The organism is Nocardia jinanensis, assembly GCF_014645735.1.
Taxonomy (GTDB): Bacteria; Actinomycetota; Actinomycetes; order Mycobacteriales; family Mycobacteriaceae; genus Nocardia; species Nocardia jinanensis.
In genome coordinates, this window is the sequence record NZ_BMMH01000002.1 from 768,103 (window position 1) to 784,373 (window position 16,271).

Below are 16,271 nucleotides of genomic sequence, written 5' to 3' on the forward strand. Positions count from 1 at the left end.
AATTCGCCGCTTGCGGCGGCCGCGCCGGATCACACAGCGGGTCCGTAACGGCAATTCGCCGTTACGGACCCGATCCGCGGAGATACGCGGTCACTGCCAGGACGCGGTCCGCCAGTCCACATGACCATCGGCGCGGGGCTGCCACTGCAGGCCGATGGTCTTGCCGTAGGTCGATACGGTGTAGTCGAGATTGACGACCCAGGATCGTTGCTGGTTCAACGCCCAGATCTCCGATATCACCGCCCGCCGCTGCCGCTGGTCCACCGTTGTTCCGGCCCGCACGATCAGCGCATCGATATCCGGGTCGGAGAACAGGGCGTTCCCGGTGGGGCCGAACAGATAGTTCAACGTGGTGGAGGCATCCATCATCGACGGCGAGAACTGCGAGAGATATAGACCCCGGAACTGGTGGGTGGTCCATTTGAGATCGAAACTCGCCGCATCCGACCCCCGCAGTTCGATGTCGATGCCGATCCGGGAGAGTTGCGCGGCCACCGCCTGGGCGAGCTGACTCGACATCGGAACATTGCCGTCGGTGGGATAATCCAGCGGAATCGCGGTGCCGCGGTATCCGCTCTCGGCCACCAGCCGCTCGGCCGTCGCGAGATCGTGATCGAGTGGCGCGAGTGTGCCGTCGTAACCCTCGACATCGGGGGCGACGGCCGATCCACTGGCTACGGCACCGTACCCGTAGAGCACGGTATCGATGATCGTCTCGCGGTCGATGGCCATACTGATCGCATTGCGCAGCTTCTGATCCGCCAGCGGCCCACCGGCCTCGGCGTTACCCGACAGGTACACGAGCTGGTTCGCCTGCTTCTCCACCGGTTCGGCCGCGCCCCGGACCGCGCTGATCTGCGCGGGTGTGAGCGATGTCAGGTCGATATCACCGGCGAGCAGGCCGTTGATCCGTGCTTCCGGATCGGCGACCGGCAGGACGGTGACATGGCCGATCGACGGTTCACCGCCCCAGTACCGCGGATAGGAAGCCAGCTCGACCGACACACCGGGCGTCCAGCTCACGAACCGGTACGGGCCGGAACCGATCGGCCGATCGGCGAACCCTTTCGATCCGACCCGCCGGTAGTACTGCTCCGGCACGACCGAGATGTAGTAGGCCATCCGCGGGAACGCCGCGTCCGCCTTCTTCAAGGTGAACACCACCTCGCCGTTCGCGCCGGTCCCGACACTCGCGATGTTGTTCGTGTAGATCCGGTTGAGCGATCTCGGGTTGTCCATCACGGCCCGGAAACTGAAGACGACATCGGCGGCGGTCACGGGTGTGCCGTCGTGGAATACGGCGTCCCGGCGCAGCGGGAAAGTCCACACCCCACCGTCGCCGGACGCCGTCCATCCGGTGGCGAGACGAGGTGCCAGACTTCCGTCCGGCATGACCTCGTTCAGCTGATCGAAGACCGACCGGAAGATATTCGTCGAGTACAGACTGTTGTCGACCACCGGATCTGGCGATTTCAGGTCCATGGGCTGGGCGACGGTGATCGAATCCGTCTCCGCGCCCGTGGGACCGGCGCAGCCGGCGAGGACGAGAGCGCCCGCCACCAGGGCGGCGACCGCAGCGGTAGCGCGTCCGCGGGCCGCGCGCATCGCAGGAAGCCGGCTCATGCCACCGCCACCTCGTCGGCGCGGCGAACGGCCCGGCGCGACGGGTCGGGTACCGGCGCCGAATCCAGCAGCATCCGCGTGTACTCGTGCTGCGGGTCGCCGAATACCTGTTCGGCGGGACCGTATTCGACGAAGCGGCCCCGCCGCATCACCGCCACCTCGTCGGCGAGGCTGCGCACCACTGCGAGATCGTGGGAGACGAACAGATACGCCAGCCCCAGCTCTCGTTGCAGGTCGCGCAGTAGGTCGAGGACCTGGGCCTGGATGGAGACATCGAGCGCCGATGTCGGCTCGTCGAGGATCAGCGCCTCGGGGCGCAGGGCCAGGGCTCGGGCGATACCGATCCGCTGACGCTGGCCACCCGAGAACTCCGCGGGACGCCGCCGCGCCATCGCCGTGGTCAGGCCCACCTGGTCGAGAACTTCCGCGACGCGCGCCGGCGAATAGCATTTGTCGATACGCAGCGGTTCGGCGACTATCTCGTGCACGGTCAGCCGTGGGTCGAGACTGGAGTACGGGTCCTGGAACACGGCCTGGACCGCGCGGCGCAACGGCCGTCGGGCGCGATCGGACAACCTGGTGACGTCCCGTCCGTGCACATACACCGCCCCCGACGTGGGCTTCTGGATACCCAGGATCGTCTTCACCAAGGTGCTCTTCCCGCAGCCCGATTCGCCCACCAGGCCGATGGTGACGCCTTTGTCCAGACGCAGGGTCACACCGTCCACCGCCCGGAACTGTTCCGGTTTCGAGCGCCACGAGTTCCGGATCGGATAGTGCACGTGGACGTCTTCGACGTCGACGACGGGCCGGCTCCGTTTCGTATCGGGTAACGGCGCGGCCTTGCCGGCTACGCGCCCGTCGCCCAGTGCGAGCACCGCGGACAGGAGCCGGCGCGTGTATTCCTCGCGCGGACTCCGGAAGATCTCGAGCGTAGTTCCCTGTTCCACCAGCTTGCCGCGGTACATGACCAGTACCCGGTCGGCGTTCTCGGCGACCAGGCCGAGATCGTGGGTGACCAGGACGAGCGAGGAGCCGACCCGTTCACGCACCTCCTGCATCACCCTCATCACCTGTGCCTGCACCGTGACATCGAGCGCGGTGGTCGGTTCGTCGGCGATGAGCATGCGCGGATCGTGGGCCATCGCCATGGCGATCATCACCCGCTGCCGCTGGCCGCCCGAGAGCTCATGGGGATAGGACCGCAGTGTGCGTTCGGGATCGGGCATATGCACCGACTCGAGCAATTCGAGGCACCGGGACCGGACCTCGTCCTTGGTGAGACCACCGGCATGCAGTCCGATCATCTCGGCCATCTGCGTGTAGACACGCATCACCGGATTCAGCGACATCATCGGATCCTGGAAGACCATGGCGAGATCGGCGCCCCGCACGGCCCGTAGGGACCTGTCGTCCGCTGTCAGCAGGTCGAGGTCCCCGAGCCGCACGCTGCCACCGGTGACTCGCACTCCGCGTGGCAGCAGGCCCATGGCGGCCAGCACGGTCATCGACTTGCCGGATCCGGATTCGCCCACCAGTGCGACCGCTTCGCCGGGATGGATATCGAACGAGACGCCGTCCACCAGCCGGTTCGGCGCGTGGGCGGGTCCGGCTTCGATCACCAGGTCACGAACACTGATCACTTGTTGTCGGGTCATCGGTCACTCTTTTCCGGCGTCTCGGCGCTCGTCAGTCGTTTGCTGAGGAATTGGAGACCGGCGATGAGCATGAAGAGCAGCACGCCGGGGACAACGGTGAGCATCGGCTCGGAGCGCAGGAACGACTGACCGTCCCGGATCATCCCGCCGAGGCTGGGTGTGGGTGCCTGGATCCCGAGCCCCAGATACGACATGGCCGCCTCGTAGAGCACGATGGTGCCGACATCGAACGGGATCATGATCAATACGGTGGGCAGCGCGTTGGGGAGCAGGTGCCGCCGCAGGATCCAGGCGGTGCCCGCCCCGTGGGTTTTCGGCGCCCAGATGAATTCGCGTTCACGCAGCGACCACGCCGTGGCACGCGAGACACGGGCGTACCCGACCCAATTGGCGAGTCCGATCACGATGACGAGAACGGGGATCGACGGCCCGAGCGCCGAGACGATCGCGATCAGCAGCAGCATCACCGGCATGGCCAGCTGGATATCGGAGATAGCCGAGATGATGTTGTCGAGCCGGCCACCGAAGTAGCCGGCGCACAACCCGAGGAGCACACCTAGCACCACGCTGATGAGTACCGCGGGCACCGCGACCAGCAGGCACATACATCCGGCGACCGCGAGCCGCGACAGCGTGTCCCGGCCGAGATCGTCGGTGCCGAGCGGATGCGCCGGATCGGCCAGCATCGGCAGGAAACGGTTCTGCAGATCCTGTCCGGTCGGATCGTAGGAGGGCAGGATCGGGGTGACGACGACCACGAGCAGGACCACCGTGAGCATGGTGACGGCGATCGCCACGCTGGGATCGATCCGGCGGCGCCGGGCGTCGGGACGTGATCCGATGGCTACAGAAGTCATTTCAGCCTCACTCGCGGGTCGATGACCGAGTACAGGAGGTCGACCGCCAGGTTGACCACGACGAAGAAGAGGGCGATCACCAGAATCGAGGTCTGCACCACCGTGTAGTCGCGCCCGGCGATGGACTGGATCAGCAACTGGCCGATACCGGGCCAGTTGAACACCAGTTCCACGACGATGGAGCCACCCAGCAGAACGCCCAGGTTGATACCGGCCACCGTGATGACCGGCAGCACCGCGTTGGGGAGCATATGCCGCAACAGGACTACCCCGCGCCGCTGACCTTTCGCATACGCGGTGCGTACATAATCGGCGCTCCGCTGTTCGACGAATGCGGTATCGAGCAGCCTGATGTACAGCGCGCATTCGAGTGTGGCGATGGTGATCGCCGGGAGCACGATGGACAGCGGACTGTTGTTGCCCAGCGCCGGGAACATGCGCAGTGTCACCGCGAACACCATGACCAGCATGACGCCGAGCCAGAACGACGGGATCGCCTGGCGCGCACTGGCGAACCACAGCACGGCCGCACGCAGCCGCGCGGAGTCGGTGTACTGGAGGATCATCACGACGGCGAAGGCCGCCGCGATACCGAGGACGAAGCCGGTCGACGCGAGTTCCAGGGTCGCCGGCAACCGCTGTGCGACGAGGTCCAGGCTCGGGATGTTCTGTTTCAGCGACATTCCCAGATCGCCCGTGACGGCGTCACCGAGGAATCGGCCGTACTGCACCACCAGCGGATCGTCGAAGCCCAATGTCTTCGAGAGTTCGTCGACGTCCGCGGCGGAGGCGTCGGGCCCCAGCAGCAGCGCCGCGGGGTTACCGGAGAGCCTGACCAAGAAGAACGCGACCGTGACGACACCGAAGATCGTCACGAGGCTCTGCACGATCCGGCGAGCCAGATATCGGGGCACCAGAGACCCTCCTGTTCACATGTCTCGGGTTGGTTCGGCACCCCACGCGAACGATGGGCGGGTGTGCCGGGTCGTGATACGACCCGTAGAGATTCCATCCGGCGGCTGTTTCGCGAGCTGGTCCGAGCCGTCATGTTTTGATTTCGCCGAAACCGATTCGGTTTCGTACGACCTGACCTGGTCTTTTCAGTGGCTTCCGCCGGTATTCGCCTACGCCGGTGTGGACGATTTCGATCCAATGTTCATCGAAGGTCGGTCACCGGTACTCCGGTGGTGCGATCGGCGTGACTTCCGGCCAGTTCTACCGACCGCTTCCCGGCCAGGACATCGGCCGCGGCGGGAACCGGAATCCGGTACGACTCGGCGACAGTTGTGTACAGCGCACCACCCAGTCGGCCCACCGGACGGTAGGCGGCGATATCGATACGCCCCCGCTCGTCGAGCACGCCATCGTCGACATGGATCGCGACGACCTCGGCGAATACCAACGTGGTCCCGGGCATGGCCTTCTCCTCGACCGCCCGGCACTCGAGGGCGGCCTTGGCCCCCGCCAGACGGGGCGCCCGGACCGCTGTTCCCGCTACGGTGCGCAATCCGAGCAGCTCGGCCTCGTCGATCTCCGGTGGGACGACCGCGGCGGTATCGGTTTGTGTGCCGGCCGATCCCTCGGTGACGAGATTGACGACGAAATCGCCCGTCTCACGGATATTGTCCAGCGTGTCCTTCCGACCGGTGAACGACACCATCAGCATCGGCGGGTCCATCGTGACCAGCGCGAAGTAGCTGTACGGTGCGAGATTCCCCACACCCGTGGCCGAAACAGTGCTCACCCAGGCGATCGGGCGGGGCACCACGGCATTCTTGATCATCCAGGTGAAATCGACCCGGTCCGAAGACATGTCGAGGTACATGACTCACTCCTAGCTCAGCGCGACAGACCCGCCCCGCGGGTGGATCTCAGTGGGATTCGTCCACGACCTGGTGCATAGCGCGCACGCTGTCGTCACGGGCCCAGAGCGCGACGCGATCGCCGCGATAGTGTCCGTAGGCCAGCATGCGAGGACGGCCCGTGGCGTCGCGGACGAGGGTTTCGCGCACCAGCAGCGCCGAGCCCGGTTCGACGCCGAGCACCTTGGCCGTCCGCTCGTCACAGTTGACCGCTTCGACCGTCGCCTCGATATGCGACTCCGACATCGCGCGCAGCTCGGACAGCTGGGTCTCGAGGTCTCCGCGGGGGTCCGGGGCCCCGGGCCGGTGATAGCCGACGATGATGCCGATCACCTCACCACCCCGGCGCACGAGATCCTCCTGCAGGACGACCCGGAAATCGTCGAGTTCGAGGCGGGCACGGAGGTATCCGTCGGCGAGGACAGTGGTCCGTTCGACGTGTTCGAGTTCGACACCCAGGGAGGGATGGTCGACCCCGCCGGTGGAGGATCGCCAGGTGCCGACCGGGAGCATTTCGAGGAGCGGGAGTTCGGAGATGGCGGCGACGACCCGGGTACCGACCTTCTGACGACGTTGGATGAGCCCTTCACTGCCCAGCATCTGCAGCGCGGACCGGATCGAGTTCCGCGTCATCATCAGGGACATGACGAGATTCTCTTCCGCGAATGCGTCGCGATCGGTCAGCAGGTGCCGCCGTATTCCGGCCCGGAGCAGTACATGCGCCCGGCGCGGGGACGACTGGAGCAGTTCCCGGACCCGTTTGCTGCTGCCCGCACGAGCACGCCCGAGCGCCTCGGTGAGTTCGTCGTGCGACGACACGGTCATGACGGTCCCCTTTCGTGGGTTGCCATACGCCGACCGCGCCTGCCTTTACCGGCGTAGCGTCGACGCAGAGCAGTCTTTCGACACCGGGTGACAAAAGAATTACGCCGCGTGACGCAGGTGGAAATTGTCCGAAATCAGCGAACGATAAGCCCGTTACCTGTGTTTTTCACTGCTCCGGCACTCTTCCACCGGATACCGCACGGTGACGTAGGTCGAATTCTCCGGCCGCGGCGGCGTCGAAGAGGTGTCCCATCCGCCGCCGTTTGGCGTCGAGATAACGCACATTCGACGCCGCCACTCCGACGACCAAGGGAATGCGCTCGGCGATATCTATGCCCGCGGTCTGTAGTCCCCGGACCTTGTCCGGATTGTTCGTCAGCACGCGGACCCGATCGATGCGGAGGTCGCGCAGGATGGCCGCGGCGGCACCGTACTCGCGGCCGTCGACCGGCTCGTCGAGTTCGATATTCGCCTCGACCGTATCCAGCCCCCGGTCCTGCAGCCGGTAGGCCGCGAGCTTCTTCAGCAGTCCGATACCGCGCCCTTCGTGGCCACGCAGGTACACCACCACCCCGCCGTCGCGACGGATCCGGTCGAGCGCCGCGTCCAGCTGTGGCCCGCACTCGCAACGCCGGGAGTGGAAGGCCTCGCCCGTGAGGCATTCCGAGTGCACCCGCACCAGCGGCGCGCCCCGGTGCACATCGCCGGAGAGGAGCGCGATGTGCTCGGCACCGGTTTCGGTGTCCTGGTAGCCGATGGCTCGCAGCTCCCCGGACAGCGTAGGCAGGACGGTTTCCGCGCCACGGCGAACCCGCGGGGCCACCTCCCAGCGGTCCGGATCGTGGCGGCGGCGATACTCGGCGAGTTCCGCGATCGTCAGAACCGGCAGACCCATCCGGGTGCCCAGCGCCGCCACCTGCGGATAACGCATCATCGACCCATCGTCGGCGACGAGTTCGGCGATCACACCGACCGCCGGAAGACCGGCCAGCGTGCACAGGTCCACCGCGGCCTCGGTATGGCCGGGTCGTTCGAGTACCCCGCCGGGGCGAGCCCGCAGCGGCAGCACATGTCCGGGGCGGGTGAAATCCGCCGGGCCGGCCTCCGCCGCGGCGAGCAGCCGCAGCGTATGCCCTCTGTCCGCGGCGGAGATCCCGGTCGAAACACCCCGCGCGGCATCGACAGTCACGGTGTAGGCGGTCGACTTCGGATCTTCGTTGTGGGCCACCATCGCCGGCAGGTCGAGGGCGTCGGCGCGTTCGGCGGTCATCGGCGCGCACAGCAGCCCCGAAGTGTTGCGCACCGTCCACGCGATCCATTCCGTACCGACCCGGTCCGCCGCGAGGACGATATCGCCCTCGTTCTCCCGATCCGCGGCATCGGTCACCAGCACCGGACGACCCGCACGCAGCGCGTCGATTGCCGCGTCGAACACACTCATTCGCTCTCCTGAACCAGACGGCGGAACTTGCTGCCGTGGAACACCATCGGCGCGATCTCCCCCGCGATCTCGAACCCGCTCACTGCCATCAGCACGATGTCGTGGTCACCGGCGGGCATCTCCTCGGTCACCACCGCCTCCATCCACATACTCGCGCCTTCGACGAACAGTGCCCCGGCCTCGGTGGACCGGGTCGCCAACCCCGCGAAGCGGTCCCGGTCCTTGGCGGCCAACGCGCGTGCCGCGTCCTGATGGTCCTCGCCCAGGACACTGATTCCGAGCTGTGCCCCGGTGCGCAGCCTCGGCCAGGTGGTCGAGGTCCGCTGGACACAGAACGCCACCAACGGCGGGTCCAGCGAAACCGTCACGAAGCTGCTCGCCGCCATCCCGACGTATTCACCGCCGACGACCGCGCACAACGCCACGACGCCGCTGGGGAAACGGCCGTACGCCCGGCGTAGTGCGACCTGATCGAACGGGACCGCCGCCGCCGTCATCGCGCGTCCGTCCGGTCCGGCACCGATACCTTCAGCACCGAGCCCCATCGTGCCGCGTAGTCCGCGATCGCCGAACTCGTCGCGTACTCCGAATCCAGCAGGTAGAGGCCTGGTGCGGGCAGAGTCGCGCCCAGTTCCCGCAGCACCTGCTCGAGATACATCGGGGCCATCGCGTGCCCGGGGCCGGCGCCGAGCATGAGTGGGATCGCGACCACATCCCGCAAGCCGGAACCGGTCGCGAACTGGTCCAGAAAGAGTTTCAATACTCCGGTGAAGCTGCCCTTGAAGGTCGGGCTGGCGAACACCACCAGATCGGACACCCGGGTCTTCTCCACGGCGGCGGCGACGCCTTCGTCGCCCCAACCCAGCAGACCCGGCCCCAGGGTGATCACATCGACGATCTCATCGGCGTCGCGGCCGGTTGCCGCGGCCGCCAGCAGCCGCGCCGCGTCCAATGTTCGCGACTGCGGTTTCGGGTTTCCCGCAACGACGGTTACCTTCACGACCCACTCCTCGGTACCTCGTCGATCTACTTGCGACTCCATTGGATACGCAGGCGATGTCGGTGATGAAACCTGCCGGTGGCCGCCTCATTTCGCCGGTCGGTCGCCGAGGAAAGCGCAGGTGAGCGCGGTGCACCTGCCGGTGGCCGCCAGGAAAAACCTCGTCGGCGCGCGAAACCGCCGGTGCCGTGCGCACAGTCCGGCACCACGATCGCGGTATCCGGGCCGAGAGGTACCGGGCGTTCGGCCGGCGAGCGGGAAGGCGGTCGCCGAACGGCCGGGTCACCGCCGCCGAGGAACGCCTCGAACAGCGCACCCACCGACCGGCCGGCGCGCCATCGGGTCGGCCGCGCGGTACGCCGACCCGGCGATCCGCGCACGACGATCGGCCGGCCGGGTATACCGTCGCGCTCAGTGCCGATCGAGAACGGCGGCGAAATCGGTCCCGGCAGGCAGGGATCCGTACTGCAGATCACGATCCTCGCCCAGTCGCGCCGCGAGAAACGCCTCCGCGACCGCCGTCGGTGAGTAGCGCAGCAGCAGTGACGCCTGCAGTCCCAGCGCCATCGACGACGCGACCGCCCGGGCCCGCAACTGCGCCCGGTCCGGCGAGAGCACCGATAGTTCGGTGAGCGCGGTGCGCATACGGTCGTGCTGACGGTCGAACAGGACGGAGGCACCGCGCGCCCGCGCGAGTTCGGCGTCGAATGCCTGTACCGACTCGGGTTCGCGGGTCATCGCCCGCAGCACGTCCAGGGCGATGACATTGCCCGACCCCTCCCATACCGCCATGACCGGCTGCTCCCGGTACCGCCGCGCCAGCGGGAACGATTCGGTGTAACCGTTACCGCCCAGACATTCGAGGGCCTCGTAGGCGTGGTGCGGGCCGCGTTTGCAGATCCAATATTTCGAGACCGCGGTGGCCAGGCGGCGGAATGCCTTCTCGCTCGCGTCGGCGTCCGCGTCGTGGGCGCGAGCGAGTCGTAGCGCGGTGACGGTGGCGGCCTCGGATTCGAGCGCGAGATCGGCGGCGACCGCGGTCATGGCGGGCTGGTCGATCAATGTCGCGCCGAAGGCGGAGCGGTGCCGGATATGCCACAACGCCTCGGCGACGGACTGCCGCATCCCGGCGGTCGAGCCGTAGACGCAGTCCAGGCGGGTACGGGCGACCATCTCGATGATGGTGCGTACCCCGCGGCCCGGCTCACCGACGAGATAGCCCACGGTGCCGTCGAGTTCGATCTCCGAGGACGCGTTGGACTTGTTGCCCAGCTTGTCCTTGAGGCGCTGGATCCGGAATACGTTACGCGTGCCGTCCGCGAGCACCCGCGGTACCAGGAAGCACGACAGGGTCGCCTCATTGCCGGGCAGGTAGGCGTCCTGTGCCTGCGCGAGGATCAGGAATCCGTCGGACATGGGGGCCGAGCAGAACCATTTGTGCCCGGTCAGCGACCAATTACCGTCCGAATTCGGGACCGCGCGGGTGGTGTTCACCCGGACGTCGGAGCCACCCTGCTTCTCGGTCATCGCCATACCGAAGAGCACACCGGGCTTCTCACCGGGAGGCCGCAGGCGGCCGTCGTAGCCGCGGCTGTAGAGCCGCGGCAACCAGGTCTGCGCGATCTCGGGCGAGAACTCCAGCGCCGGAACCACCGAGTGGGTCATCGAGACCGGACAGGCATGGCCCGCCTCCACCTGCGAGAACAACATGAATGTCGCGGCTCGCGCGATATTCGCACCGGGCTTCGGATCCGCCCATGCCGCGGTATGGGCGCCGTGCGCCACCGCGGCGCCGATGATCCGGTGGTAGGAGGGGTGGTATTCGACCTCGTCGATCCGGTTGCCGTACCTGTCGTGGGACCGGAAGACCGGGGTGACGGTGTTCGCCAGCTCGGCGTCGTGCTGGAAGGATTCGGTGCCCACCAGCTCGCCGATGTCGATCAGTGCTTCGGTCGCCCACGCGGCGTCGTGCCGGGAAACTCCCTCGACCAGCGGGATATTCGAGGTGTACTCGTTCACGCCGGTGCGCGGCGGCGCCTGGTTGAACACCTCATGGGTGCGGAATCCCGCGGGGGCGATGGCTGTCATGAGGGTGTCCCATCGGTATGCGGAGTCGGTTGCGGTGCGTCCGGGGCGCGGCGGGCCGCGTCACCGGTGTAGTCGATGCCGTGGAAGCAGAACCGCAGGATCGACTCCACGATGCGGCGGTCGTCGGCCTCCTCGTCGGCGGTCACGGCGTGGCTCGGGGAGAGCCGGCCGGTGAGTGATTCGCTGACGGCGCCGATCAGCGCTGCCGCGGTGACACCGAGATGCTGGTCCCCGAACACCCCCGCCTCGATGCCCTCCCGCAGGATCTCGGTGGTCAGCCGGTGGTAGGCGGCCCGGTAGGTCAGGCGCTCGGCTTCGATCCGAGGGTCGACGGGCTCGAACAGCAGCGACCAGGCCAGTTGCCTGCCGCGGATCGCCCGCATCGCGAACGTCTCGACCAGAGCGCGCACCCGGGCGGGCGCGTCGTCCGCGCGGCTGACCGCCGCTTCGATCACCGCGAGCTCCTGATCCGCACCGGCCCGGAAGACCGCGGCGAGCAGGTCGGTATTGCCGTCGAAGTAGGAGTACACCGTGCCCACGCTGAGCCCGCTGCGCTCGGCGATCGCCTTGACGGTGGCGGCGGCGAACCCACCGGTCGCGACCAGTTCGGTGGCTTCTTTCAGGAGCGCGGCCCGCCGCTGCGCCCGGGCGGCGCGCGTCTTCTCCGTCGGCCGGTACACCACTTGCCCGAACTCCCTCCAGTAAGCTTTGAATCACGATTCAATTCTTAGTACGTGAACTGTAGACCGAAACCCGACCCGCGGCAACGCCCGGAGAAATGGGCGCACTCGACCGACACCGGCGGGACGCCGTCAACCGGTCTCCACCCGCCTACCGGACGGGCCAGATCCGGGCGCCGCGACCGAGGCGGGCAGAATACCCCTGGTGAGCGCAACATTGCAGGCCAGCGGTCTAGCGGCCGGGCACGCCGAACGCACCCTGTTCGCCGACCTCGACTTCACCCTCGCCCCCGGCGATGTGATCGGTCTGGTGGGCGTCAACGGTGCAGGCAAATCCACCCTGTTGCGGATGCTCGCCGGCGGCGCCCCGGACGAGGGCACGATCACGCTGAGCCCGCCCGACGCCACCGTCGGCTACCTCGCTCAGGAACCCGAACGCGTCGAGGGCGAGACCGTACTCGGATTCCTCGCTCGCCGAACCGGCGTCGCAGCCGCCCAGCAGGTCATGGACGCGGCGGCCGAACGCCTCGGCGACGGCGGCGCCGACGATTACTCCCCCGCGCTCGAACACTGGCTCGCCCTCGGCGGCGCCGACCTCGATCAGCGGGCCGAGGAGGTCGCCGCCGACCTCGGACTGACCGACAACCTGGCCGGCGGGCTGGACACGCCGATGACGGGCCTGTCCGGCGGACAGGCCGCCCGTGCCGGTCTCGCCTCGGTCCTGCTCTCGCGTTTCGACATCCTGCTGCTCGACGAACCCACCAACGACCTCGACCTCGACGGACTCGAACGCCTCGAACGCTTCGTCACCGGTGTCCGGACCCCGCTGATGATCATCAGCCACGACCGGGAGTTCCTGACCCGCACCGCGAACGGCGTACTCGAACTCGACCTCGCCCAGCAGCAGGTCGGTTTCTACGACGGGGGCTACGACTCCTACCTGACAGAACGCGAGATCGCGCGCCGCCACGCCCGCGAGGCCTACGACGAATACGCAGATACCAGATCCGGTTTGGAATCCCGGGCGCAGAGGCAACGCAACTGGCTCGAACACGGTGTCCGCAACGCGCGCCGCAAGAGCAAGAACGATTCCGACAAGGCCGGCCGCAAAATGCGCGCGGAGTCCACCGAGAAACAAGCCGCCAAAGCCCGCCAGACCCAGCGGCGTATCGAACGGCTCGACGTGGTCGAGGAGCCGCGCAAGGAATGGGACCTGCGGATGGCGATCGCGACGGCTCCGCGCAGCGGTTCCGTCGTCGCGACCGCCGGTAATGCCACTGTCACACGGGGCGATTTCACCCTCGGCCCGGTGACCACCCAGATCGAGTGGGCCGACCGCATCGTCCTGGCCGGTCCGAACGGCTCCGGCAAATCCACCCTGCTCGCCCTGCTGCTCGGCAAGCTCCGCCCTGATTCCGGCACTGCCGCACTCGGTTCGGGAGTGCACGTCGGCGAAGTCGACCAGGCGCGCGGCCTGTTCCGTGGTGACGCGACCCTCGCCGCCACCTTCGGCGCGGCGATGCCGGACTGGCCCGATGCCGAAGTGCGTACCCTGCTGGCCAAATTCGGCCTGCGCGGCCCACACGTCAACCGCGCCTGCGACACCTTGTCTCCCGGGGAGCGCACCCGCGCCGCGCTCGCCCTGCTCCAGGCTCGCGGCGTGAACCTGCTCGTCCTCGACGAGCCGACCAACCACCTGGATCTGCCCGCTATCGAACAGCTCGAGCAGGCCGTCGAATCCTTCACCGGCACACTCCTGCTGGTCACCCACGACCGCCGCATGCTGGACTCCGTGCGCGCGACCCGCCGCTGGCATATGTCCGGCGGACAGCTCACCGAGGAGTAACCCACAAAGCCCGCCTCGGGCTCGGCCACCCGGCCGCGAGGATCAGGAGACCGCGAGCCGGTGTCCCGGCTCGCGGTCGTCGCGGTACTCGGAAAGCCCCCTCACAATCCGGCGGCGGTGAGCCGGTAGTCGGCTTCCAGCAGCATCCAGCCGCTCAGCTGTACCGAGAGATCGCGGCTCAGGTTCGACGAGACAGCGGCTGCCGAGTCCGTGAGCAGGGGAAAGGACTCCGGACGCCCCGGTTCGGTAACCGCGCGGCTCCAGTCCGCGCCGAACAGCGGTAGCCCGTCCACTTCGGCGCGGTTTTCCCAGGCCGCCCGCGCGGAAGCGCGCACGACTTCCGCGGCGGTGGGGTCGCCCAGCGAAACTGCGGCTACGGCGAGATAGCGCGCGAGAATACCCATGAACAGCCCGGTATCGTCCCCCGCGGCCGCGACGATGACTCCCGCGTCCGTGAGCCCGGATTCGGCCGCGGCGACGAGCGCGGCCGCGCGGCGGTAATGCACGGATTCACCGGTACGCACGGCCAGTTCGGTTTCGAGTCCGATGGCTACCCCCTGGCAGTAGGTGTAAATCGTACGATCCACTCGTCCACCGGGTTCGTGAACGCCGTCGAGCACGAGGCCGCTGCCGTTGTCACGCAACCGTGTGTACAGGAAATCGGCGAGTTGCCGGGCGCGAGCGAGGTCACCCGAACGCACCAGCGCGATACCGGCCGGACCGTTGGCGGGGGTGTTGTAATAGTCGTCGCCGACCCGCCAGGGCAGCGCGCCGACGGCGGTGTTCCATCCGGCGAGCAATGCGATGCGCAACTCGCCGACAGCGTCACCGAATCGGACGCCGAGCAACCGGTCGGCCCGTTCCAGCGCCAGCATCAGCCACGCCATATCGTCGTAGTACCGGTTGGTCCAGCCGGTGAGATTCCGGGTGCGGATACCGCGCGCGAGAGATACGACCCGGTCGATGCGCTCGGGAGTGCGGGCGCGGTGCGCGGCATCGACAGCGCAGTCGAGCAAATGGGCCTGCCACCAGTAGTGCCACTGCGCGAACGACTGTCCGGGTAGATAGCCGGGCCAGGTGAGCGTACCCAGCCGCATCCGCCGCATACCCCACAGCGTTCGCACGTGCCGCGTCACGATCGCCTGTTCCGCCAGGTCCGCCCGCTTCCCGGACTCATCGGGACCGGTCGATATCTGCCGCGTGATCGTTCCCGCCTGTATCGGCTGTGCCAGTACGGTGAGCGCGATTCCCGATCCCGCGGCACACAGCACGCTGCGTCGGCTCATCCCCATCCGGCGATCCATCCGCTCGGACTCCTCCAACTGAACAACGATCCTCGGAGATGGACACCGGACAGCCGGAGCCTATCCCGCCACGGCTCCGGCAGCACGACAGAACTCGACCGCGGTGACCAGCACCACCGTCGGCCGACGGCACGTAGTGGGCCACGCACCGTGTCGGGTCACCAGCAAGCTCAGCGGCTCGGCCGCGAATCGGGCTTGACCTGGAGTGAGCTCCAACTTCTAGCCTGGTGTCATGCGATTCGCGTTCAAGACCTCGCCACAGGACACCACCTGGGCCGATATGCTGGCCGTCTGGCGGGCCGCCGACGATATCGAGATCTACGAATCCGGATGGACCTTCGACCACTTCTATCCGATCTTCTCCGATTCCACCGGCCCGTGCCTCGAGGGCTGGACCACCTTGACGGCGCTCGCACAGGCCACCGAACGCCTGCGTCTCGGCACGATGGTCACCGGCGTGCACTACCGGCATCCCGCGGTGCTGGCCAATATGGCCGCCACCCTCGACGTCATCTCCGGCGGCCGTCTCGAACTCGGCATCGGCGCCGGCTGGAACGAGGAGGAGTCCGGTGCCTACGGTATTCCGCTCGGCACGATCACCGAACGTCTCGACCGGTTCGAGGAGGCCTGCCAGGTCCTCATCGGCCTGTTGAGCCGGGAGACCACGGATTTCGACGGCAAGTTCTACCAACTGACCGCCGCCCGGAACGAACCCAAGGGTCCGCAGCGCCCGCATCCCCCGATCTGCATCGGCGGCAACGGCGAGAAGCGCACCCTCCGCATCACCGCCCGCTACGCCCAGCACTGGAACTTCGTCAACGGAACCACCGAGGAGTTCGCTCGCAAGCGTGATGTATTGGCAGCCCACTGTGCCGATATCGGTCGCGACCCGAAGGAGATCACGCTCTCGGCGCAGAAGCGGCTGGACCCGCAGCTCGGCTACGGCGAGCTGATCGACTGGGCGGCCGCGCTGGGCGCGGAGGGCCTGGAACTCGCGATCATCTACCTGCCGCCGCCGCACGATCCGGCAGTGCTGGAACCGCTGGCCGAGGCCATCCGGGATTCGGGGCTCGCCTCGTGAACACGG

Annotated in this window: 14 protein-coding genes; 2 read left to right on the forward strand and 12 right to left on the reverse strand. The window is 67.5% G+C overall.

Annotated elements, in window-relative coordinates:
• Positions 1–90: 90 nt before the first annotated feature.
• The 11 genes from IEY68_RS08030 to IEY68_RS08080 form a co-directional block, all read right to left on the reverse strand.
• Positions 91–1,623, reverse strand: coding sequence for an ABC transporter substrate-binding protein (locus IEY68_RS08030; RefSeq protein ID WP_189094124.1), 1,533 nt, complete (start codon positions 1,621–1,623; stop codon positions 91–93).
• Entirely contained in the window at positions 1,620–3,281 is a 1,662-nt protein-coding gene (locus IEY68_RS08035) for an ABC transporter ATP-binding protein (protein WP_062996526.1), read from the reverse strand. The genes IEY68_RS08030 and IEY68_RS08035 overlap by 4 nt, the downstream gene beginning before the upstream one ends.
• Positions 3,278–4,138: an ABC transporter permease gene (locus IEY68_RS08040; RefSeq protein WP_062996524.1), complete on the reverse strand. Its 861-nt coding sequence runs from the start codon at positions 4,136–4,138 to the stop codon at positions 3,278–3,280. The genes IEY68_RS08035 and IEY68_RS08040 overlap by 4 nt, the downstream gene beginning before the upstream one ends.
• Entirely contained in the window at positions 4,135–5,052 is a 918-nt protein-coding gene (locus IEY68_RS08045) for an ABC transporter permease (protein ID WP_062996522.1), read from the reverse strand. Before IEY68_RS08045 ends, IEY68_RS08040 begins: the two co-directional genes overlap by 4 nt.
• Positions 5,053–5,294: 242 nt before the next feature.
• On the reverse strand, positions 5,295–5,963 hold the full coding sequence (locus IEY68_RS08050) for a flavin reductase family protein (protein ID WP_189094125.1): 669 nt from the start codon (positions 5,961–5,963) through the stop codon (positions 5,295–5,297).
• Positions 5,964–6,009: 46 nt separating this feature from the next.
• A complete protein-coding gene (locus IEY68_RS08055; RefSeq protein WP_062996518.1) occupies positions 6,010–6,825 on the reverse strand; it encodes a UTRA domain-containing protein in 816 nt (271 codons plus the stop codon).
• Positions 6,826–6,991: 166 nt separating this feature from the next.
• On the reverse strand, positions 6,992–8,266 hold the full coding sequence (locus IEY68_RS08060) for a bifunctional 3,4-dihydroxy-2-butanone-4-phosphate synthase/GTP cyclohydrolase II (RefSeq protein ID WP_062996516.1): 1,275 nt from the start codon (positions 8,264–8,266) through the stop codon (positions 6,992–6,994).
• Entirely contained in the window at positions 8,263–8,763 is a 501-nt protein-coding gene (locus IEY68_RS08065; protein ID WP_062996514.1) for a flavin reductase family protein, read from the reverse strand. Before IEY68_RS08065 ends, IEY68_RS08060 begins: the two co-directional genes overlap by 4 nt.
• On the reverse strand, positions 8,760–9,266 hold the full coding sequence (locus IEY68_RS08070) for an NADPH-dependent FMN reductase (protein WP_062996512.1): 507 nt from the start codon (positions 9,264–9,266) through the stop codon (positions 8,760–8,762). The genes IEY68_RS08065 and IEY68_RS08070 overlap by 4 nt, the downstream gene beginning before the upstream one ends.
• A gap of 411 nt (positions 9,267–9,677) precedes the next feature.
• Positions 9,678–11,354 (reverse strand): acyl-CoA dehydrogenase family protein, encoded by a 1,677-nt coding sequence (locus tag IEY68_RS08075; RefSeq protein WP_062996510.1) that lies wholly within the window; start codon positions 11,352–11,354, stop codon positions 9,678–9,680.
• A complete protein-coding gene (locus tag IEY68_RS08080; RefSeq protein ID WP_063916203.1) occupies positions 11,351–12,037 on the reverse strand; it encodes a TetR/AcrR family transcriptional regulator in 687 nt (228 codons plus the stop codon). Before IEY68_RS08080 ends, IEY68_RS08075 begins: the two co-directional genes overlap by 4 nt.
• A 256-nt stretch (positions 12,038–12,293) precedes the next feature.
• On the opposite strand from IEY68_RS08080, the gene IEY68_RS08085 reads away from it, so the two are divergent.
• Complete coding sequence (locus IEY68_RS08085; protein ID WP_373292952.1) at positions 12,294–13,880, forward strand: ABC-F family ATP-binding cassette domain-containing protein; 1,587 nt, start codon at positions 12,294–12,296, stop codon at positions 13,878–13,880.
• A 101-nt stretch (positions 13,881–13,981) separates the two neighbouring features.
• On the opposite strand, the gene IEY68_RS08090 is transcribed toward IEY68_RS08085, so the two are convergent.
• Entirely contained in the window at positions 13,982–15,184 is a 1,203-nt protein-coding gene (locus IEY68_RS08090; protein WP_189094165.1) for a glycoside hydrolase family 76 protein, read from the reverse strand.
• Positions 15,185–15,416: 232 nt separating this feature from the next.
• Between IEY68_RS08090 and IEY68_RS08095 the strand changes: the two genes are divergently transcribed.
• Complete coding sequence (locus IEY68_RS08095) at positions 15,417–16,265, forward strand: LLM class F420-dependent oxidoreductase (protein WP_062996506.1); 849 nt, start codon at positions 15,417–15,419, stop codon at positions 16,263–16,265.
• Positions 16,266–16,271 lie beyond the last annotated feature (6 nt).